At 63.5% G+C, this 20,167-nt stretch carries 19 protein-coding genes and 1 pseudogene; 7 read left to right on the top strand and 13 right to left on the bottom strand.

The window, feature by feature from the left end; translation table 11 throughout:
* Positions 1-15 precede the first annotated feature (15 nt).
* The 6 genes and pseudogenes from AC3A3W_RS20400 to AC3A3W_RS20375 form a co-directional block, all read left to right on the top strand.
* Positions 16-948 (top strand): carbohydrate ABC transporter permease, encoded by a 933-nt coding sequence (locus tag AC3A3W_RS20400; RefSeq protein WP_487444978.1) that lies wholly within the window; start codon positions 16-18, stop codon positions 946-948.
* A 2-nt stretch (positions 949-950) separates the two neighbouring features.
* Positions 951-1,901 (top strand): carbohydrate ABC transporter permease, encoded by a 951-nt coding sequence (locus tag AC3A3W_RS20395; protein ID WP_487444941.1) that lies wholly within the window; start codon positions 951-953, stop codon positions 1,899-1,901.
* Between the two features lie 42 nt (positions 1,902-1,943).
* Positions 1,944-3,290, top strand: coding sequence for an ABC transporter substrate-binding protein (locus tag AC3A3W_RS20390; RefSeq protein ID WP_487444940.1), 1,347 nt, complete (start codon positions 1,944-1,946; stop codon positions 3,288-3,290).
* An 88-nt stretch (positions 3,291-3,378) separates the two neighbouring features.
* Complete coding sequence (locus AC3A3W_RS20385) at positions 3,379-5,406, top strand: beta-galactosidase (RefSeq protein ID WP_487444939.1); 2,028 nt, start codon at positions 3,379-3,381, stop codon at positions 5,404-5,406.
* Between the two features lie 49 nt (positions 5,407-5,455).
* Positions 5,456-8,638, top strand: a complete 3,183-nt coding sequence (locus tag AC3A3W_RS20380) for an Ig-like domain-containing protein (protein ID WP_487444938.1) — start codon at positions 5,456-5,458, stop codon at positions 8,636-8,638.
* Between the two features lie 113 nt (positions 8,639-8,751).
* Positions 8,752-8,964 (top strand): annotated as a pseudogene (locus AC3A3W_RS20375) (SDR family NAD(P)-dependent oxidoreductase); the annotation flags it as partial.
* Here the strand turns inward: AC3A3W_RS20375 and AC3A3W_RS20370 are convergent.
* On the bottom strand, positions 8,961-9,479 hold the full coding sequence (locus AC3A3W_RS20370; RefSeq protein WP_487444937.1) for a cupin domain-containing protein: 519 nt from the start codon (positions 9,477-9,479) through the stop codon (positions 8,961-8,963). The pseudogene AC3A3W_RS20375 and the gene AC3A3W_RS20370 sit on opposite strands and share 4 nt — an antisense overlap.
* Positions 9,480-9,676: 197 nt before the next feature.
* On the opposite strand from AC3A3W_RS20370, the gene AC3A3W_RS20365 reads away from it, so the two are divergent.
* A complete protein-coding gene (locus AC3A3W_RS20365; protein WP_309992402.1) occupies positions 9,677-10,222 on the top strand; it encodes a MarR family winged helix-turn-helix transcriptional regulator in 546 nt (181 codons plus the stop codon).
* Between the two features lie 211 nt (positions 10,223-10,433).
* Here AC3A3W_RS20365 and AC3A3W_RS20360 read toward each other — a convergent pair whose 3' ends face one another.
* From AC3A3W_RS20360 to AC3A3W_RS20305, 12 genes are all read right to left on the bottom strand, one after another.
* Complete coding sequence (locus AC3A3W_RS20360) at positions 10,434-11,234, bottom strand: aspartate dehydrogenase domain-containing protein (RefSeq protein ID WP_487444936.1); 801 nt, start codon at positions 11,232-11,234, stop codon at positions 10,434-10,436.
* A gap of 272 nt (positions 11,235-11,506) precedes the next feature.
* Complete coding sequence (locus AC3A3W_RS20355; RefSeq protein ID WP_487444977.1) at positions 11,507-11,896, bottom strand: RidA family protein; 390 nt, start codon at positions 11,894-11,896, stop codon at positions 11,507-11,509.
* A gap of 5 nt (positions 11,897-11,901) precedes the next feature.
* On the bottom strand, positions 11,902-12,222 hold the full coding sequence (locus AC3A3W_RS20350; protein WP_487444935.1) for a hypothetical protein: 321 nt from the start codon (positions 12,220-12,222) through the stop codon (positions 11,902-11,904).
* On the bottom strand, positions 12,222-13,310 hold the full coding sequence (locus tag AC3A3W_RS20345) for a Rieske 2Fe-2S domain-containing protein (protein ID WP_487444934.1): 1,089 nt from the start codon (positions 13,308-13,310) through the stop codon (positions 12,222-12,224). The genes AC3A3W_RS20350 and AC3A3W_RS20345 overlap by 1 nt, the downstream gene beginning before the upstream one ends.
* Positions 13,311-13,313: 3 nt before the next feature.
* The gene (locus AC3A3W_RS20340) at positions 13,314-13,532 is read right to left on the bottom strand and encodes a recombinase-like helix-turn-helix domain-containing protein (RefSeq protein WP_487444933.1); all 219 of its coding nucleotides are present in this window, start codon (positions 13,530-13,532) and stop codon (positions 13,314-13,316) included.
* Positions 13,525-14,148 (bottom strand): alpha/beta fold hydrolase, encoded by a 624-nt coding sequence (locus tag AC3A3W_RS20335; protein WP_487444932.1) that lies wholly within the window; start codon positions 14,146-14,148, stop codon positions 13,525-13,527. The genes AC3A3W_RS20340 and AC3A3W_RS20335 overlap by 8 nt, the downstream gene beginning before the upstream one ends.
* A 16-nt stretch (positions 14,149-14,164) precedes the next feature.
* Positions 14,165-15,811, bottom strand: coding sequence for a thiamine pyrophosphate-binding protein (locus AC3A3W_RS20330; protein ID WP_487444931.1), 1,647 nt, complete (start codon positions 15,809-15,811; stop codon positions 14,165-14,167).
* A gap of 88 nt (positions 15,812-15,899) precedes the next feature.
* Positions 15,900-16,688 (bottom strand): SDR family oxidoreductase, encoded by a 789-nt coding sequence (locus tag AC3A3W_RS20325; protein ID WP_487444930.1) that lies wholly within the window; start codon positions 16,686-16,688, stop codon positions 15,900-15,902.
* A gap of 88 nt (positions 16,689-16,776) precedes the next feature.
* Positions 16,777-17,520: an SDR family oxidoreductase gene (locus tag AC3A3W_RS20320; protein WP_487444929.1), complete on the bottom strand. Its 744-nt coding sequence runs from the start codon at positions 17,518-17,520 to the stop codon at positions 16,777-16,779.
* Positions 17,517-18,332: an alpha/beta fold hydrolase gene (locus AC3A3W_RS20315; protein WP_487444928.1), complete on the bottom strand. Its 816-nt coding sequence runs from the start codon at positions 18,330-18,332 to the stop codon at positions 17,517-17,519. Before AC3A3W_RS20315 ends, AC3A3W_RS20320 begins: the two co-directional genes overlap by 4 nt.
* A complete protein-coding gene (locus AC3A3W_RS20310) occupies positions 18,316-19,311 on the bottom strand; it encodes a VOC family protein (RefSeq protein WP_487444927.1) in 996 nt (331 codons plus the stop codon). The genes AC3A3W_RS20315 and AC3A3W_RS20310 overlap by 17 nt, the downstream gene beginning before the upstream one ends.
* Positions 19,312-19,337: 26 nt before the next feature.
* Positions 19,338-20,030, bottom strand: a complete 693-nt coding sequence (locus tag AC3A3W_RS20305; protein WP_487444926.1) for a PDR/VanB family oxidoreductase — start codon at positions 20,028-20,030, stop codon at positions 19,338-19,340.
* Positions 20,031-20,167: the final 137 nt, after the last annotated feature.

The following is a 20,167-nucleotide window of genomic DNA, read 5'->3' as shown; positions in this document are numbered from 1 at the left end:
GGACCTTTCATGACAATGACGTCCCCGCAAGTCGCAGCGCCAGCAGGAGCGGCTGCCCCGGCGGCCCGCACGAGCCGCCGCGCCAGCCGCCGTTCGTGGGCCGGCTGGTGGTTCATCGGCCCCTTCATGGCCGTTTTCGCCCTGGTCTTCCTGGCGCCGATCGCGTATTCCATCTACCTGAGCGTCTTCCGCAACCAGCTCATTGGCGGCACCGCGTTCGTTGGCCTGGACAACTACGCACGGGCGTTGGGGGACCAGCAGTTCTGGTCGGCGCTGGGACGGGTTTCGCTGTTCCTGGCAGTCCAGGTGCCGGTCATGCTGACGATCGCACTCGTTGTGGCCCTCGCCTTGGACAGCGGCAGGCTCTACGGGAAGTCGTTCTTCCGGATCTCGATCTTCCTGCCCTATGCCGTGCCTGCCGTCGTCGCCACACTCATGTGGGGCTTCATGTACGGCACGCGATTCGGACTGGTGGGAAACATCAACCAGGCCTTCGGCCTGAACCTGCCCAGCCCGCTCTCCTCTGAACTGGTGCTCGCCTCGATCGGAAACATCGTCACGTGGGAGTTCATCGGCTACAACATGCTGATCTTCTACTCCGCGCTGACCGTCATCCCCAAGTCCCTCTATGAGGCCGCCGAGATCGACGGCGCCGGCCAGCTGAGGGTCATCGCCGCGATCAAGCTGCCGGCCATCCGCGGCGCCATCGTGGTCGCCTCCATCTTCTCCGTGATCGGCAGCTTCCAGCTCTTCAATGAGCCCAGCATCCTCAAGAGCCTCTCGCCCAACACCATCTCGACCTATTTCACGCCCAACCTGTACGCCTTCTCCCTGTCCTTCTCCGGGCAGCAGTACAACTACTCCGCCACGGTGGCGATCATCATGGGCCTGATCACCATGGCCATTGCCTATGCCGTCCAGGTCCGCGGCATGCGAAAGGAGCGCTGACCATGAGCCTTCAGACAGCCGCCCGCCCCGGCAGCGCCGGCGCAGGAACGTCGTCTCCGCTGAAATTCCGCACCCCGCGCCTGCGGTCCCCGCGCACAACCGGGACCCGGCGCTCCCGCCGCAGCCTGGCACTGACTCTCCTGATGGGCCTTGTCCTGCTCTACAGCCTGGCCCCGCTGTTCTGGCTGCTGGTCAACGCGACCAAAACGCAGGACGGCCTGCTCAACTCCTTCGGCCTGTGGTTCGACGGCGATTTTGCCCTCTGGGACAACATCGCCCGGACAGCAACGTACGACGGCGGGATCTTCCTTCGCTGGTTCGCCAACACAGTCCTCTACGTCGTGCTCGGCGCCGGCGGTGCCACTTTACTCGCCGTCCTCGGTGGCTACGCGCTGGCCAAGTTCGATTTCCCCGGACGGAAGGCCGTGTTCGCTGTCGTCATCGGAGCGGTGGCCATTCCGGGCACGGCACTCGCGGTCCCCACGTTCCTTATGTTCAGCCAGATGGGCCTCACCAACACCCCCTGGGCCGTCATCATCCCCTCGCTCATCTCGCCCTTCGGCCTATACCTCATGTGGACCTTCGCCACCGAGGCCATCCCCACCGAGATCATGGAGTCCGCCCGGATCGACGGCGCCAGCGAGGCACGCACCTTCTTCCAGGTCTGCCTTCCGCTGCTGACCCCGGGCATTGTCACCGTGCTGCTCTTCACCATGGTGGCCACCTGGAACAACTACTTCCTGCCGCTGATCATGCTGAAGAACCCGGACTGGTACCCGCTCACCCTGGGCCTGAACGCCTGGAATGCGCAGGCCGGCACCGCAGGCGGGGAAGCCATCTTCAACCTGGTCATCACAGGTTCCCTGCTCACAATCCTTCCGCTGATCGCCGCGTTCCTGCTGCTCCAGCGCTACTGGCAGTCCGGCCTTTCCGCCGGAAGCGTCAAAGAATAACGCCCGTCCCACCCTCACCAACAACGCAGTTAGAAGGAAGACATGATCAAGACCCTGACCCGCCGCGGCCTGCTGCAGACGTCCGCCGTCGCCGCCGCACTCGCCCTGGGGCTCACCGCTTGCGGAGGCGGGGGCAACGCAGCGCCGCAGCAAACGGTCAACAGCGACGCCGTCGAAGCCGCCCTCCAAAAAGGCGGCAAGCTGACGGTGTGGGCCTGGGACCAGTCGCTGAAGAAAGTCGCCGAGGGCTTCGAGGCCAAGTACCCCAATGTGGACGTCAACCTGGTCAACGCGGGCACCGGCAACGACCAATACACCGCCCTGCAGAACGCAATATCCGCCGGCTCCGGCGTGCCCGATGTGGCGCAGATCGAGTATTACGCACTTCCGCAGTTTGCGCTCGGCAAGTCACTGGCGGACTTGGGCCAGTTCGGAGCTGCAGACCTCGACGGTACCTTCACGGCCGGTCCCTGGTCCTCGGTGCAGGCTCAGGGCGGCGTCTACGGCCTTCCCATGGACTCCGGCCCCATGGCCCTGTTCTATAACAAGCAACTCTTCGACAAGCACGGCATCGCAGTGCCCACCACCTGGGATGAGTTCCTCGAGGCCGGACGTGCGCTGAAGAAGGCTGACCCCAAGGCATACATCGCCAATGACACCGGCGACGCCGGGTTCACCACCAGCCTGATCTGGCAGGCGGGGGGCAAGCCCTACCAGGTGGACGGCACCAACGTCGGCGTGAACTTCTCCGACGAAGGGTCCACCAAGTTCGCCGAGACCTGGCAAAAGCTCATTGACGAGGACCTCCTGGCCCCCATCAGCTCCTGGAGCGACGAGTGGTACAAGGGCCTGGGCAACGGCACCATCGCCACCCTTTCCACCGGCGCCTGGATGCCCGGGAACCTGGTCTCCGGCGTTGCCGACGGGGCCGGCAAATGGCGGGTCGCACCCTTGCCGCAGTGGGAGAAGGGCGCCAACAGCAGCGCCGAAAACGGCGGCAGCTCGCTGGCCATTCCGGCGGCCAGCAGCCAGGCAGCGCTGGCCTACGGCTTCCTGAAGTACTCCAACGTTGATGAGGAAGGCGTCCAGGCGAGGATCGACGGCGGCGCGTTCCCCGCCACCTCAAAGGACCTCGCGTCCGAGAAGTTCCAGAACACCGAGTTCAAGTACTTCGGCGGCCAAAAGGCCAACCAGATCTTCGCCGAATCAGCGAAGAATGTTCCCGCCGGCTGGTCCTACCTGCCGTTCCAGGTCTACGCCAACAGCATCTTCAACGACACCGCCGGCCAGGCCTATGTCTCCGGCACCAAGCTCACGGACGGCCTGACCGCATGGCAGAAAGCCTCGGTCAAGTACGGCACCGAGCAGGGGTTCACGGTCAAGGAATAACAGCTCTAGCCCAGCTCCATCTCCGCGGACGCGCCCGCCAGCCCGGCGCGTCCGCGGCCACCCAAACGCGCCCAAAAAGAGGAACTCCATGACCCATACCACCGAACATCGCTGGCTGCGCTGGCCGTCTCCGGACACCAAGAGGCTGGCCTACGGTGCCGACTACAACCCCGAGCAGTGGCCCCGCGAGGTCTGGGCAGAGGACGTGCTGCTTATGCGGGAGGCCGGGGTCAATATCGTCTCCCTGGCCATCTTCTCGTGGGCACGCATCCAGCCCACGCGGGATGGCTGGGACTTTGCCTGGCTCGACGACATCATCGGCCTGCTCCACGCCAACGGCATTGCCGTGGACCTCGCCTCCGCCACCGCGTCGCCGCCGCCGTGGCTCGCGGCCGAACACCCGGAGATCCTGCCGGTCACCCAGAACGGCGAGACCCTTTGGCCGGGTGGCCGGCAGCACTGGCGGCCCACGTCGCCGGTGTTCCGCGAGCATGCGCTGGCCCTCGTGCGCGCCATGGCCGAACGCTACAAGGACCATCCCGCCGTTTGCGCCTGGCACGTTTCCAACGAGCTCGGCTGCCACAACATCTATGACTATTCCGACGACGCCGCGGCCGCCTTCCGCCGCTGGCTCCAGGACCGCTACGGCACACTTGAGGAGCTGAACACCGCCTGGGGGACCGACTTCTGGTCCCAGCGCTACGCGGACTGGAACCACATCCTCCCGCCGCGCAAGGCCGCGTCCTACCCGAACCCCACGCAGCAGCTGGACTTCAAGCGCTTCTCCTCGGACTCGCTGCGGGACTACCTCCGCGCCGAACGCGACATCCTCAACGGCATCACTCCGGATATCCCCGTCACCACCAATTTCATGGTGATGGGGGAGACGAAGGGGATGGACTACGCCGCCTGGGCCGCCGACGTCGACTTCGTCTCCAACGACCACTACGTGGTCCCCGGGCCGCAGGACCATGACGAACTGTCCTTCTCCGCGAACCTGACCGGCAACATCGCCGGCGGCAACCCATGGTTCCTGATGGAGCACTCCACCAGCGCCGTCAACTGGCAGCCGGTGAACACGCCCAAGAAGCCCGGCGCCCTCGCCCGGGACTCGCTCACCCACGTGGCCCACGGCGCAGACGCGGTCTGCTTCTTCCAGTGGCGGCAGTCGCGTGCGGGGGCAGAGAAATACCACTCCGCGATGGTTTCGCACGCCGGCAGCAACAGCAGGCTCTTCCACGACGTCACCGCGTTGGGGCGCACGCTGGGCGAACTTGCACCGATCACCGGCAGCCGGCGCGAGCCGGCACGGGCTGCGATCCTCTTCGACTGGGATTCCTGGTGGGCCAGCGAGCTGGACTCCCATCCCACCGACCGGCTCCGCTACCGGCAGGAGGCACTCGACTGGTACTCGGCGTTCCTGGCCACCGGCATCCGCGCCGATGTCCTCCCGGCGGCAGCCTCCTTTGAGGGCTACCAGTTAGTCATCGCACCGGTCCTGCACGTGGTGCCGGCGGAGCTGCGCTCGCGCCTGACCGCGTTCGTCGAAGCGGGCGGGCACCTGGTGACCACCTACTTCTCGGGCGTCGTGGACCAGAACGACCACGTGTGGCTCGGCGGATATCCAGGCGCCCTCAGCGATCTGCTGGGGATCCGGGTGGAAGAGTTCGGGCCGCTGGCCCCCGGGGAGGAAGCCACGCTCGACGACGGGTCAGCCGGCACGCTGTGGGCGGACCCGGTGGCCACCACCTCCGGCGACACGAAGGTCCTGCGCCGGTTCACCTCCGGTGACCACGCCGGCGAACCGGCTGTAACCCGGCGCAGCGTGGGCAGCGGATCCGCCGGCTACGTGGCGACGCGGCTCGGACCCGCCGGCCTGGTCCCGGTCCTCCGGGAATTCGCCGGCCTGGCCGGCGTCGGGTCTGAACTGCCCGCGGAACTGTGCGGCGCCGTCGAACTCGCCGTCCGCACAGGGGAAGACGGACGCTTCCTTTTCCTGATCAACCGAACGGACCAGGCTGTCGACATCTCGGCGGTCCCCGGCGCCGTCCTCGCGGGCACCGGGCAAGCCAAGCTCGCCGCCCGCGGCGTGGCCGTTCTCAAAAGCCCCACATAAAGCAGCAGTCCCCAGAGATAAGCAGCATCACCGCACCGAAGGGAATTCAATGACGAACAGATCCAGACGGCCCTGGGCCGTGACCGCCGCCGGCGCGGCCGCGGCGGTCTTGTCGGCAGGGCTCGTGGCCGGACCCGCGCCCGCCGCCCCCGCCGCCGACGAACCTGTGCCGGCCGGCGCCGTGACCGTGCGACCCGACCCCTCCTACCAGGGTGAGGCCTTCGAAGGATGGGGCACCAGCCTGGTCTGGTTCGCCAACGCCACCGGCGATTATCCGGATGAGGTCCGCGAGAAGCTGGCTGAGATGGTTTTCGGTGACGAGGGGCTGAACCTCAACATCGCGCGGTACAACATCGGCGGTGGCAACGCGCCGGACGTGAAGGACTACCTGCGGGCCGGCGGCGCCGTTGAAGGTTGGTGGAAGGCCCCCGAGGGCACCACCCGGCAGGACAAGGACTGGTGGGATCCGGACAATCCGGACCACTGGAACCTCGACGCCGACCAGACGCAGCGCTGGTGGGTGGACCGGATCAAGAACGACATCACACACTGGGAGGCCTTCAGCAACTCCCCGCCGTGGTTCCAGACGGTCAGCGGATACGTGTCGGGCGGCTTCAACTCCTCCCAGGACCAACTGCGGACCGAGAGCGTTGACGACTTCTCCTCGTACCTGGTGGGGGCCGTCAAGCAGCTTGAAAAAGCCCACGGCATCAAGATCGACACCATCGACCCCATGAACGAACCGAACACCCCGTACTGGGGAACCAGCCTGAATTCGGCTGGCCAGCCCGTCGGCGGCCGGCAGGAAGGCGCCCACATGGGCCCCGAACTGCAGCAGAAGGTGATCCAGTCCCTGGCCAAGGCGCTGGCCAGTGCGGACACCGGCGCCGTCATCAGCGCCATGGACGAGACCAACCCCTCGACCTTCGCCAACAACTGGAATAGCTATTCCGCCGACGCCAAGGCCAGCGTTAAGCAGCTCAACGTCCACACCTACGGGACCGGCCAGCGGACAGCCGTCCGGGACATCGCCAAGGGCGAGGACAAACCCCTGTGGATGAGCGAAACCGGCGGTTCGTGGATGGACGGACAGAACTTCACCAGCATGCAGCCCGGCCTCGGTCTGGCCCAGCACATGGTCAACGACCTCCGCGAGCTCGAGCCAGAAGCCTGGGTGTTCTGGCAGCCCGTTGAGGACTACAACAACATGAAGCCCGGCGGTGAAAGCGCCATTGGCTCCAACTGGGGCGAGATCCAGCTGCCTTTCGACTGCGATGCCGGGGACAACCTCGAAAGCTGCCCGATCTACACGAACACCAAATACAACACCGCGCGGAACTTCACGCACTACATCAAGCCCGGGGACCGCCTGGTCAAGGTGGACGACATGAACAGCGCGGCCGCCGTCTCCGACTCCGGAGCCACTGTGGTGCACGTGAACGACAGCAAGGAGCAGCGCCAGGTTGCCCTGGATCTTTCCGGCTTCGAAGCCGTCCAGGGAAACGCCACCGTAACGCCGGTGACCAGCGACGCCTCCGGAGCGCTGGTGCAGGGCGAGCCGGTCGCCGTCGGAAAGGACCGCAGCGCGGTCCTCACGGTAGCCGCTGAATCCGTCACAACCTTCCTCGTCAATGGTGTGCACGGCGTGGCCAAGGACGCCGCACTGATTCAGGCGGATCACGTCTACCGCCTGCAGGGCGTCGAAAGCGGCAAGTCCCTTACCCAGGGAACCGGCAGCACCGCCGTCATCCGTTCCGGCGCCGGCGCCCACCAGCAGTGGACCATCCGCCGCCTCAGCGGCGAGAACAGCAACCGTGCCCGCTACGCGATTGAAACGCCCGACGGCGGGCGGCAGCTCGCCGTCGTCGACGGAACACCCCAGCTGGCCCCGGCGGAGCCAGCGCCGGCTGACACCTTCCAGTGGACCATGTCCACCACCGGCGACGGCACCTACACGTTCGTCAACGCGGCAACCGGCAGGCTCTTCGAGGTGGGCGGGCACGCCACCGCGGACGGATCTCCAGTGACCCTGTGGACCGCCAACTCCGGCGAGAACCAGCGCTGGCGGGTCATCGGTGAAACTGTCCAGGGATTCCAGAACGTCACGGCTTTCACCGTGCCCGGGACCGCTCCGCAGCTGCCCGCCACAGTGGTCCCCGTCTACCGCGACGGCGCCCGGGGCGAACTCCCGGTGACCTGGACCATACCGCCGGAGAACCGGTGGAGCAAACCCGGAACCGTTGACGTGCGCGGAACGGCGACCGACGTCCTGGGTGCTGCGCACCCGGTGACGGCTAAAGTCACGGTGGACAAGCTCGTCTCGACGCTTCCCGCCCGGGCCAAAACCTATGCCGGCGGAGCGCCCGCGCTGCCCGCCACCGTGACAGCGGTGACTGCCGGCGGCAGCGAAGTGGAGCGGCCGGTTGTCTGGGATGCAGCCGGACCGTTCACCGCGACTGGCGTTTTCACGGTGGCGGGCACCGCCGACGCCGCCGACGGGCGGACGCTGCCCGCCACGGTGCGCGTCCAGGTCACAGCAGGAACAGCCGACAACGTGGCAGATGACCCCGGCACCACGTTCGGCGCCACTTTCACCGAGCCGGGCTACGGCACGGCGGGGCTGGGCAACGGCAACCTGACGGACAAGGCCTGGTCCAACTGGAAGTCGGGCACCAAGAACACCACCGATACCTTGGCCGTGACGCTTCCGAGCCAGAAAACAGTGACCGGAGTGAAGGTCCACTTCTACCGCGACGGATCCACCGACAGCTACGCCCAAAGCCTCCAGGCCCAAACCAGGACAGCCGACGGCACGTGGCAGAACGCTGGCGCCCCGATCCAGGTCCCCGGCGGCAGCCCCGCCCCGGTGGTCACGGTCCCGGTTGCCAATGTGGACACCAGTGGCGTCCGGGTGGTGCTCACCGCCCGGCCGAACACCCACATGACGGTCAGTGAAGTGCAGGTGCTGGCGCTGGCTGCGGGCAAGTCCTCTGACGCCGCCGCGGCGGGACTCTCCGTCAATGGCGAGCCGCTGGCCGGCTTCGACCCGAACGTAACCTCGTACGGGGCCGGCGCCCAGGGGCCACACCAGGAGGTCACGGCCACCGCGGCGGACCCCTATGCCACGGTCAGCGTGCAGCAGGCGGATACTCAGTCCGGAACTGCCGTGGTGACGATCCGGAGCGAGGACGGACGCCAGACCCGGACCTATGAGGTGGTGTTCGGCCGCTAGTCGTTAGCCACCAGGAGCGCAGCGGCACTGGCGGAAGCACGGCAAAAGGGCACCGGGTGCGTCCCTGAGGGACGTACCCGGTGCCCTTTTGGCCATCTCATAGCCGCGTCTTCGCCGGCATCATGGACAATTTCGCCCCGTTCCACGAGGTTGACGACGACGTCTGGGACCGCGTCTTCCGGATCAACGTCACTGCCCTCTTGCGCCTGACACGCGCCGTGGTCCCGCTGATGCTCTACGGCGGCATGCTGATACCGACAGCTGCACCAAGAAGCGCGGGTACCAGCTCTAGCTGGTACCCGCGCTTCTTGGAGGAACATTTCTAGCGAGTGACTCCGTGCATCTCGGAGGTCGGTGGGTAGAAGGGAATCTCCGGCTTCTTCGCACCGATAATTACGCAGATCAGCGCGTCGTCCTCGCTGACAGTGCGAAGGCTCCGCGGTACGCCTGCAGGAACACGAATGAGGTCGCGGTAGCCCAAAACACGGCTGGCCTTCTTGGTGCCGTCCTCGACATCGTGGAGGCTGAACTCCACCTGTCCCTCGAGGACAAAGAATACTTCTTCGACGTCAGGGTGAGTGTGCTCAGGTCCTACGCAGCCAGCAGGCAGGACCATGTTGGAGAACGTGAAGTGTTCGGCCTGGAGGATGTTGTTGTCATCCGAGTGGTCCCCGGTCGCTCCGGAACCGATGTAGCGGACCTGACCACGCCGGAATTTGTCTCCCATTTTCGTCTGGAACTTCAGAGTGTCGAAGTCAACGACGCGGCTCTCACGGGACGCGATAGACGAATCGATGAGCTCTTCAAGATCAGTAGTTGGTGCACTTACGGTTTCGCTCATTGTTAAACCTCTCGGACTGGGGCGATGTAAACCAAGGAAACGTAGCCAAGCTAAGGAGCAACTCCCTCAACTCTAACTATCTCAACACTAAGGTAGATTCGATCAAGTAACAAGACCCTGAGTGGAACCAGCCTGAGTTAATTGATTGCCGGAAAGGTCAGTGTTAAGATGCACTATCTATATCTAAGGACAGGGCCATGCCTGACGAAAAAACTGAAGCTGACGCTATCGACCGTATTCTTGCGGATTGGTTGCGCGAACGGCCGGACTTGGATGCAAGCTCGATTGGCGTCCTCGGGCGGCTCTTGCGGCTGGCTAATCAGGTCCGTGCTGTCGAAAGTTCCTACTTTGAGCAGTACGGGCTGACACTTGCATCCTTCGATGTTTTGGCCAACCTCCGCCGCTCTGGCCCACCTCACCGGAAGACTGCCGGGGAACTCGCGACCTCCTCCATGCTCACGACCGGTGGTATCACTTTCCGGCTGGACAGGATGGAGGAGCAAAACCTCATCGAGCGAGTTCGGACGCGCGAAGACCGCCGGGTTGTCTACGCCCAGCTGACCGCTCATGGGAAAGCTGTTATCGATGAGGCATTCGGTAAGCATTTAGACAAGCAACGTCAGATGTTGAGCGGTCTGACATCATCGGAACTGGATCAACTCGCAGCGCTGCTCAAGAAGGCAGAGGCATCGGTGGTCTCATCTGATGTCAATGCGCTGGAAGCGGCCGGCCAGAACTCCTGAAACTCCTGCGTCTTCGCGCCCGTGCTTGGCTGATGCATCCTGGCATTCGCGGTCGCCGGGTCTGTCTACAGGAGGATCGGGGCATAAGGTGTAACAGAGTCTGATCTGCTGGCACTCCTGGCACGCTTCTAACCGGCAGGATCCGCGGATGCGCGGGGAGGCTTAGTGCCCGATGCGACGCCGGGGTCAGCAGTTCGGGCCTTTGCTGCGCTCATATCAGTCCGCCCCGGCCACCGATAATGGATTCCAGGGATCGTAGTACGGCGAACGGCACTACTCCACTCGTCCTCGGATTGTCCTCAGAGGGCTTGTTGCGGATTTCGAATCGGTATTCCCCGATGTTTCCAGAAGCTTCAATGACGTGGCTGGTCAGTTCCGCTGCGGGGTCTGCCCTTACTCTTACCGTCACAGCGTCCCAGTTGTTAACGGCGATAGCAACGGCGGCGCCGGCATTTAGGGACTTAGGGAACAACAGCGCGGCTTCAGCGGCCGATCCTTCATAAACGTCCAGTGGACCTCGAGCATTGCGTATCTCCTCAACCAAAGCCTCGTTCATCCAGGGCTGGACAAGGGAGCCCGGCAACTTCGTCGTCGTAATGGTGACTTTGTCATAGCCTTCCGCACGGGCGCCTGAGGACAAAAGGTCAAGGCCGCCAACTGCGCCGGATGTCAGGAAGAGCCGGCCTGGCCCGGCGGCGTGAAGCTGTTTAGAGAATTCTCTATCTGCCAGGGCGCCAATAGAGGTCACGAGCAGGTCAACACCTGCCTGGAGCACATCCTCAGCGTGCTCGACGAGTACTTCCTGACCGGCACATTCGACCAGTAGGTCGCAGCATTCCAGAGCCTCCGCCAGGTCCAGCTGTTTCACCGGAACATTACTGAGCGGGCTCCGGGAGATAACTCCTTCCAGGACAGCCCCGGCGACCCGTCCCGCAGTGATTCCAGCGACGACGGGCACTCCAATGGTGCCGTAACCGATAACTCCGACACGGCAGGTGCGTGCTGACTTCATGATGTCCTTCGAGTCTTGATTGGGTAGTTGGGTCCGCTCGCGCAGGTCGTTTACGAAGCGTTGAGGAGAATATTCTCGTCACGCTCGAAGGCACTTGTGCTCACTCGAATACCACGCTGAACTACCGGGTGATTCCACGCGCTACTCAGCGCTTGGTGGGAGGGAAAGTTGGCTTCCTTCCGAAAGCCGGATTGCTGACGACAATCCGACTTTCGGAGGGTCAGAACTGGGAGGACGTATCCACCCAGCCCATGTCACCAGGGCATCTGGCCCTAATCCTGGTGGGCAGCCCCGATAATGCCTTGTGCTTCGATTTCCACCGTTAGCCCATCTTCGACGAGACGGCTAACCTCCACCAGGGTGGAGCACGGAAAATCGCCCGAGAAGATTTCGGATCTGGCCTTGCCGACCAGCGCTTTATCGGAGATGTCGGTGAGGTAGATGCGCAGTGTGATGATGTCATCGACTGTGCCCCCGCATGCTTCGGTAAGCTCTTTGATCCGGCGGAAGGTCTCTCGCGACTGAAGATAGGTATCGCTTCCACCCACCATGCCGCCACTTCCGCCGGCATGCATGCCGGACAGGAAAAAGTGCTGCCCGTGCAACCGTGCGTTACTGAACATCTTTATGCGCGGAGGCTCGGGAACTGTCGCAGCTTTCACCCTGATCAACGACTTACCCTTTCGTTGGACTCCCGGCTCAGGCGTTCTCGCACTGGCATGAAGTCATACGTCGGATAGAACTCGGTGGAAAAGACACCCCAGGCCCGCCGTTCCAGTTCGACGTTGACGGTATTCAGCAGACGAGTCGGAAGCCGCAGAGTAACTATTTGGCCTACACCCATGGCGACTACCCAAGAGACGATCTCGCAACCTTCAGGCGGGAAGCCGTTCCACCAGTCCGGTTCATCCAGCCCGGCTTGAATCTGTTCCAGGTGCTGGGACTGATCATGCCGCAGAAAGACTGTCAGCAGCATGGAGTCATCCATTACAACCCTTCGCCTCTGAGGATAGCGGCCTGCTTTTCTGCGTCGGCTTCGTATACGCGCCTGATCCGTGCGACGCCGAGGTCGTGCTGGTAGAGGTGTTCATCTTTGTCAGCGTCGGCGGCGAGTGCTTCGAGCACTTCCCGGTCCTGTTCCAGGACTGCCCAGTGTTTTTCTTCAAGGGTCGTCTTGTACATGAACCGCCAGACGTCGCGCTCCCAGTCGGAGACGGTGCGGGTGCGCCAGTGGAATATCGCCGAGTTGTTTGCATCAATGGGAGTGGCTATGCCGACGATGCCAAAAGTCCCGCCGGGTCCTGCGGACTCGGCATAGGGGATTTCCAGATCGACGTAGTCCATGGCCTCGCGGCAGTATTCGACCCAGTCGAAGTTCACGCCGCGCTGGTCCGTCTTCTCAAAGAAGAAGCCTCGGTCAGTTTCGCGGATTCGGAAGCGGGCGCTGGTGTCTCCACCGAACATGGAGTGTGAGTCGCGGTGGAGGAAAGCACCGTGCATCGGATCCAGGACGTTGTCCATGTAGAAGCGCCAGGGCCCCTTCCATTCCGCGAAGTTCGAGAACCAGGAAACCTCCGGATTGGCCAAGCGGTCCGGCAGCTTGAACTCCGTTACCTCGGAGTCAACTGTCAGTGGCATGAACGCGAAGATGGTGTCGGCTGCTTCTGCAACTGCCAGCGAAGTGGTAACGGTTCGGCCCTCGAGGGCACATCCGGGCATGCCGGGAACGGAGACGACCGTGCCGTCTCCATCGACCTGTACGCCGTGATACTTGCAGGCAACACGGTCTCCGAGGTGCTGACCGACTGAGAGGGGGGCACTGCGGTGGGGGCAGCGGTCCTCGAGCATGCGAATACGTCCGGTGGCGTCGCGGAACAGCAGCCAGTCCACACCCAGGCGCTTAACCTTGACCATGTCCCCTGTGCCGACGAAGCGGGAGGGGTAGATGGGGTACCAGCGGTCTCGCAGCCCCATGGCTGCCAGTTCTTTGGCATCGACTTCGTGGCGGACGCCGACGACGTTTTTTGTCTTGCTCTTCCCGCTTGTCGGACGTGCGGTTTGTGTTGTAGTTGTCATTTCTTATTCTCCAAGTCGTCGCATTTCGGCGCGGAAACGGGCTTCGTCCCACGCGTTGCCATCCGGAGCATTGAGACCAAGGTCGTTCAGACCTGCAACCACCCCCGGCAAATCTTTTGTGCCGCCGGCGAAGACCTCGCTCAGTGCCCCGGCGAGCTTCTTCTCGTAGGGAGTTGCAGGCCTGGTCAAGGCCTGATTCGGTTCTAGGTACTGTTCAGGCATGGAAGTCCTCCTCTGGTTCGGCGAAGGTGTGCAGGCCTTCGGCGATGTTCATGAATGATGTGGCCCACTCGTTGAAAGAGTCGGCCTTGGTTCGGTGTGCGGGGACGGCAGTGTTTTCGATGATGACGAAGACGCCGTTGTCGATTCCTCCGGCGATGCTTTGCGGTTCGGCAATGTCGGTGTCTGCCTGCGGCACGGCGGCGATAACCAGCGATGGCGCCTGAACGAGCTGGAGCGAATGTGCATAGCCCTCGATGGAGGTGTCAACCTCCGGGTCTCCAAGAATCAGGCTCTTGACCAGCTCGGGATAACGGCCGGCGAGCACGATTGTGCCAAAGGCGGCACGGCCGGAGGCCACCAGGTGCACCGGGGTGACCCCGCCGTCCCGGAGCGCTGCCGCAGCACCTGAGACCCACACTTCAAGCTGGTCTTCCGTGAGGATGGCGCCCAGAAAGGCTCCATCGAAGTTTTCCCAGGTTTGTGCATCGTAGGCAGCGACCTGCCGGCTGTACCAGTCCCCGGCTCCGGTGCCGTTGTGAAGGCAGACGACCCGATGCCGGATTTGCCCTATGTCCGGTTGTGGACTGTCCAAAATCAGTGGTTCTGTCAGTGCCATTTTTTTCCTCGTCCCTCTAGTGGTTCCGGCTGGGGACATGCACCGGCGGCACAAACGGTCCCGGCGCCGGGTCGAGCGCTGTGACGTCGATTTCGATGACGGCTGGTCCCCGGACCGCCAACGCTTCTGCTAGTGCCTGATCGAATTGTCCGGAGCCGCGAACCCGCCAGAACGGCAGGTGCAGTGATTGGGCCAGCAGGTCAAAGTCCGGTGTGTAAAGATTCACGCCGGCTTCGGCGAAGCCGTTGGCTTTTTGCATGTTCCGGAGGACTCCGTATCCGCTGTCGTTGAAGACCAGCACTACGCACCAGGCGCCCGAGCCTCCAAGTGAGGCGAGCTCGCCGAGATGGACCGCCAGTCCGCCGTCACCGACGATCACCGCCGTGGGGATCCCGGGCCGGGCGCAGGCGGCGCCGATGCCCATCGCCAGTCCCTGGCCGATGCCGCCGCCGAGCGGGAAAATGTTCGTTTCCCGCGAGTAGATTTCAAGCAGGCGGTTGCCCCATTGGCTGGAGGGGATGGTTACGTCCCGGGCGATCACTGATTCGCGGTCCAGCCGCCGACGAAGGCTTTCGCAGATCTCGGCGTACCCGCCGATGTATTCGGTCAGGGCGGCCCGGACGTTGCGTCGGGTCGCGCGCACCCGCTCGGTCCAGCCGGCCTCGACGCCGGGGGCGGGGAGTTTCGCGACGATCTGCTCGAGCAGGGTCCGGGAATCACCCTCCAGCCCGACATCGGCCGGGTAGACCCGGCCGATGGCTGCAGGGTCGATGTCAAGCTGGATGTGTTTGCTGGGCAGTGCCATGGAGTAGTGCTTCGTTTCGTTGGAACGGAAGTGTGTTCCAACACTCAGCAGCACGTCCGCGTCTGCGAGGAGTGCCGCAGCGTCAGGGGTGGTAGCGAAGTTTCCGAGCACCTGATCATCATCTTCGGGTACGACGCCTCTGCCTGAATTGCTGGTCAGCAGACCGGCGCCGAGGCGGTGCAGCAGCTCAGCCAGGGCCGTACCGGCACCCGCTGCTCCACCGCCTGCCCAGATGAGGGGCCGTTTGGCCTGCGAGAGCAGTCCAACGGCTTTGGCCACGGATTCCTCGTCGATGGAGGTTTCAGGCTGGCGGGGGGAGTCCGCCGGGCGCTGCTCCTCGGGCAGGGCCAGGTACTGCAGGTCGATGGGCCATTCCAGGCTGGCCGGTGTATGCGGGACGGTCAGCAGGTGCGCGATAGCTTCTTCCAGATCTGCTTCGGCATCTTTGGCGTTGAAGATGGTCCGCGCGTAGCCCGATACTGCCTGAAGCATCTGCAGCTGTCGTGGTACCTCATGGATCACTCCGCGGTTGCTTCCGAGGAATTCACTGTCAATCTGACCGGTGATATGCAGCACGCGGCTGCCTGCGGTCAGCGCCTCCACCATGGACCCGGCAGCATTGCCGGCACCTGTTCCGGTGCTGGTGAGGGCGACTCCGAACTTGCCCGAAGCGCGCGCGTAGGCGTCCGCCGCGTTTACTGCCGCGGCTTCGTGGCGGACGGCAACGAAGTTCAGTTCCCGGTCCACGGCCTCGATGAGGGGAAGGTTGTGGATGCTGATCACGCCGAAGGCGGTGTCAATGCCGTGCCTGCGCATTACCCGGACGAGGATGTCACCGCCGGTTGGGTTTTGGGGCATTTTCGTTCCTTGTTCCATGGACATGTCTTATCTCTTTCGTAGATCAGGGCCGGGCATGCCGTTGAGCGTGAGCCGGATGGCAGGTGCCTTACACATAGCGGCCTACACCGCCGCCGACGTCGATCGTGGCTCCTGTGGTGTAGCCGCTGAGCGGGGATAGAAGGGTAAGAATGTGGAAGGCGACTTCATCGGCAGTTCCGAAGCGCCCCAGCTTTACCCCCCGGTCCCTGGTGATCTCGGCGCTCCACGCCGTGAAGTCCATGCCGCTGCCTGATTGCTCGAATCGCCGGCGCCACTGGCCGGTGTCAACCAGTCCGAGCAGCACCGAGTTGACGCGTGTACCGTCCGCGGCGAGATCTTCGGACAATGAGTGGCTCAGGTTCAACAACCCGGCACGCGCGGCTGAAGTAGCGGCCAGGCGCAGCTCAGGTTGGCGGGACAGGATCGCATTGACGTTGACCACCGAGCCGTGCGGTGACGCGGCCAGCGCAGCCCGCGCCGAGCGTACGATATTCAACGCCCCGAAAATCTTGAGGTCGAATTCTTCGCGGAACTGCTCGTCAGATGTTTCATCCAGGTTAGCCATGAGGGAGCGGCCGGCATTGCACACCAGCCCGTCAACAGCCCCGAAGCTTTCCAAAGTCCCGGCAACGAACGCGTCGGTGGCTTTGCGGTCGGTCACGTCGCAGGTGGCCAGGTAGATGGAGTTTTTATCAGCCCAGGCAAACTGATCGAAAGCCGCCGCGAGGCGCCCGGCATCACGGGCGCAGGCAGCTACCTTGGCACCTTCTGCGAGCAGGTAACGGGCGGTAGCCAGCCCGACGCCGGAACTCGCTCCCGTCACAACGACGGTACGGTCCTTTAGTTGCAGATCCATCTGGTGGTCTCCTTGATCATCAGCCGGAGCCCGGCGTCCTGAGGGTAATTTTCGAGAATGGGCGATGTTGCGGACGGTGTTAGGTGACTCAGTGCCCCATGACAAAGCCGCCGTCCACGATGATGTTCTGGCCGGTTATGTACGCGGCCGCGTCCGAGAGCAGGAACTGGACGACCCCGGAGATATCCTCGGGCACCTGGTCCCTTTCCAACACCCTCGTCTCTTCGTAGAGTCGGTAGCGGGAGGCCGGCACGGACTCGGTTGCCTCGACCCTGGTCAGGCCCGGGGAGACAGCATTCACCCGGACCCCGGCTGCTCCCGCATCCCGGGCCATGGTCCGGGTCATTGCCAGGACTGCGCCTTTGGAGCTGACATAGTGGACCAGGCGCGGCGAGCCGTACAGCGCGGCGTCGGAAGCGACGTTGACGATGGCGGCAGTCTGCTTTTGTGCCAGCTGCGGATAGAGGTACTTGCTCACCAGCCAGGTGCCGAAGGCGTTCACCGTCATGACCCGCTGGAAGAAGTCCTCTTCAAGGTCCCAGAAGGTGTCCCCGCCAACGCCGTCGGCAAGAGCTGCATTGTTGACCAGGCCATCTGCCCCGCCTAGTTCCCGGACGGCATCGGCCAGAGCCGCAACGGAGTCCTTGTCCGCAATATCGGTGATGATTGCCGTGGCATCGAAGCCGCGTTCCCGCAGCGTGGCTGCTGCGCGTTCTGCGATGTCCGCGTTTTTCTCAGCGATGACGATGCGGTCGCCTCCGGCGGCCAGCCGTTCAGCGATACTGAATCCCAGTCCACGTCCAGAGCCGGTGACTACTATCAACCGTGTCACGTAAGCCTCCTCCAAAACTCTAGAATCGATGACGCCATCTCTGCCGGCTTCTCCTGCACTGCGGCATGGCCTGCACGGGGAATGATCTTGAATGACGCGTCTGTTATGGATTCGGCGAGGATCCTGGATTCATCAACGCCGGTGATTACATCGTCTTCGCCGACCAGGACCAGTGATGGTACCTGCAGAGACGGCAGCACATTCGATGTGTCGGTAGCTGCCATCATGGTCGCTGCGGCCGTGTAACCGGGCAGCCGGACCCCGGCCATTTCGGACCTGACCGCCGCGGCTGTCGCAGCATCCGCTGCTGGCGAGAGCAGCCTGGTAGCCCGCCGGTCGGCAAAGGCTTCTGGCCCCAGTTCGGCCAGTTCGGGGACGCGTGCAAGCATCCGGTCCGCCGACTCCCCGGTAACGGCCGAACCTCGGGTGCTGTCCGCTAGCACCAGGGAGCGGACAGCACCCGGTGCCTGCGCTGCCGCTCGGGTGGCGATAACTCCTCCCCACGAGGTTCCGATCAGATGTGCGGGTCCTAGGGCCAGGGAAGCCAGAATTTGCAGGACGAGCCCGGGGTGATCCACGGGGCCTTGCGGATCTGCTGATTGGCCATAGCCTGGCGCATCCCAGCAGAACGTGCGGTAGCCGGCCTCACTGAGCAGCTGTGCCAGCGCCCCGCAGGATGAGGCATTACCCCCGATGCCGTGCATCAGGAACACAGGCGCTCCTTCACCACGGACTACCAGCGATACGCCGTGGAGGGAAATACGGCTGCCCAGGCTTCGGGTGGCGGGAGCTGCCTCAGTGGGCAGCTGCATGACTTGCCGCATTTGCCGATGGAACGGTGAAATAGTCGGCGCTGCCGGGAACGACCAGGGAGCGGTAGCCGTCGTCGGGGATTCCGGCCATAGCGGTGCGAACGTTGACGGTGGGCGGCCCGGCGGTTCCCCACTGGTCCGACAGCTCAGGGGTCCGCTTCCACGTACGGCACAGCCAGCTGTCTTCATCAACCTGCGCCACCTCCGAGGTGTACTCGCAGACCAGGCCTGCAGGGTCTGTGAAGTAGGAGAAGGTGTTGTCCCCGGGACCGTGACGGCCCGGGCCCCACTGCGGGGCAATACCGTGGGTTTTGAGGGAGCCGATACCGCGCATGAAGTGGTCGATGCTCTGCATTTCGTAGGCCACGTGGTTGACCGCTGTCCACGGGGCCTGGTTGAAGGCGATGACATGGTGCTCTGAATTGCAGCGCAGGAAGGACATCTGGTGCTCGGACCAGTCCGAGACACGCATACCCAAGACCTGCGTGTAGAAGGCTGTAGCCCGATCAATGTCAATAGTGTTCAGCACGACGTGGGCGATCTTGCGCGGGATTGCCCGGCGTCCGGAAGGCTCCTGGCTGACGACGGCATGAACGTCCGCGGACAGCTCTACGAGCCTGCCCTCGGGGTCAACCAGCTGCAGGCCGTAACCGCCGGCAGCGTCGTCCAGTGGGCCGGGTTCACGGAAGAGGGGAATACCCAAAGCGGCGAGCTTAATGGCGGCCTGGTCCACTTCCTGGGGCGTAGCGAGGGCGAATGCCACGCCGCCAAGGGCGTTCTGTTGGCCCTTTTCCAGCTTCAGAATGTGGTGCTCCGATCCGGTTCCCCGCAGCCAGAAGCGGTCATTGTCTTCCTCGACGGTGGAGAGTCCCCAGACCTCGTGGTAAAAATCCTTGGCACGCGCCGTTTCCGGCACCTTCAAGGACACCGACCGAAGAGATCGCAACTTACAGACAGGCTCTGCTGCGAAGAAATTCATGGGGCTACCTTCTTACTTTCGGGTGTTTAGAGATCAAGAATGAGTTCGGCCGAACGGCAACGCGAGACGCAGACGAACATGGATTTGTTCGCGGTCTGCTCGGCCTGGCTGAGGAGAAAATCACGGTGCTCCACGTCCCCGCTGATAACACGTGTTTCACAGGTGCCGCAGATCCCCTCCGCACAGGAGCTGGGAACGTCGATGCCGGCGTCGTTGAGGGCATCAAGGACAGATACATCAGGCCCCACGGGGATGCGTTGGCCTGTGCTGTTACACACCACGTCAAACGCTGATTCGTTTTGCTCCGCGACGACAACTTTTTCTGGTGCCTTGAACCGCTCGATTCGGAGCTGCGCTTCGTCCTGCATGACTCCGGCAACAGCCTTCAGCAGCGGTTCCGGACCACAGGTGTAAACCAGCGCATCCGGGCTCAGGTCTCCGACAGCGGCCGCCAGGTCAGGGTAGCTGCCGTTGGCTTCGTCATCGGCGTGGATGGTGATCCGGTCCTGGGGCAGGGTGCCGATCTCGGGAAGAAAGGCCATAGTGGCGCGGGACCGGCCGGTGTAGAGCAGCGACCAATCCGCGCCTGCTGCATGCAGTTGCCGCGCCATGGAGATGATCGGGGTGATGCCGATCCCGCCGGCGACCAGCACGTAGCGTCCGGCGTCTTCGAGCGCGAAGTTATTACGCGGGCCTTCTACCTTAAGGAGTGCTCCCACCGGTAGACCCTCATGGACGAGTTGGCTGCCGCCGCGTGAGTCGGGAGTCCGGAGCACAGCTACCGTCCAGCTGGTCGAATCCAGTGGATCGGAGCATAGCGAGTACTCGCGTACGAGCCCGTTGGGCAGATGAAGGC

It is taken from the genome of Arthrobacter sp. Soil_N43 (assembly GCF_057655195.1).
Note: the sequence above shows the minus strand (reverse complement) of the source record. Positions and strands in the feature narration are given on the sequence as shown.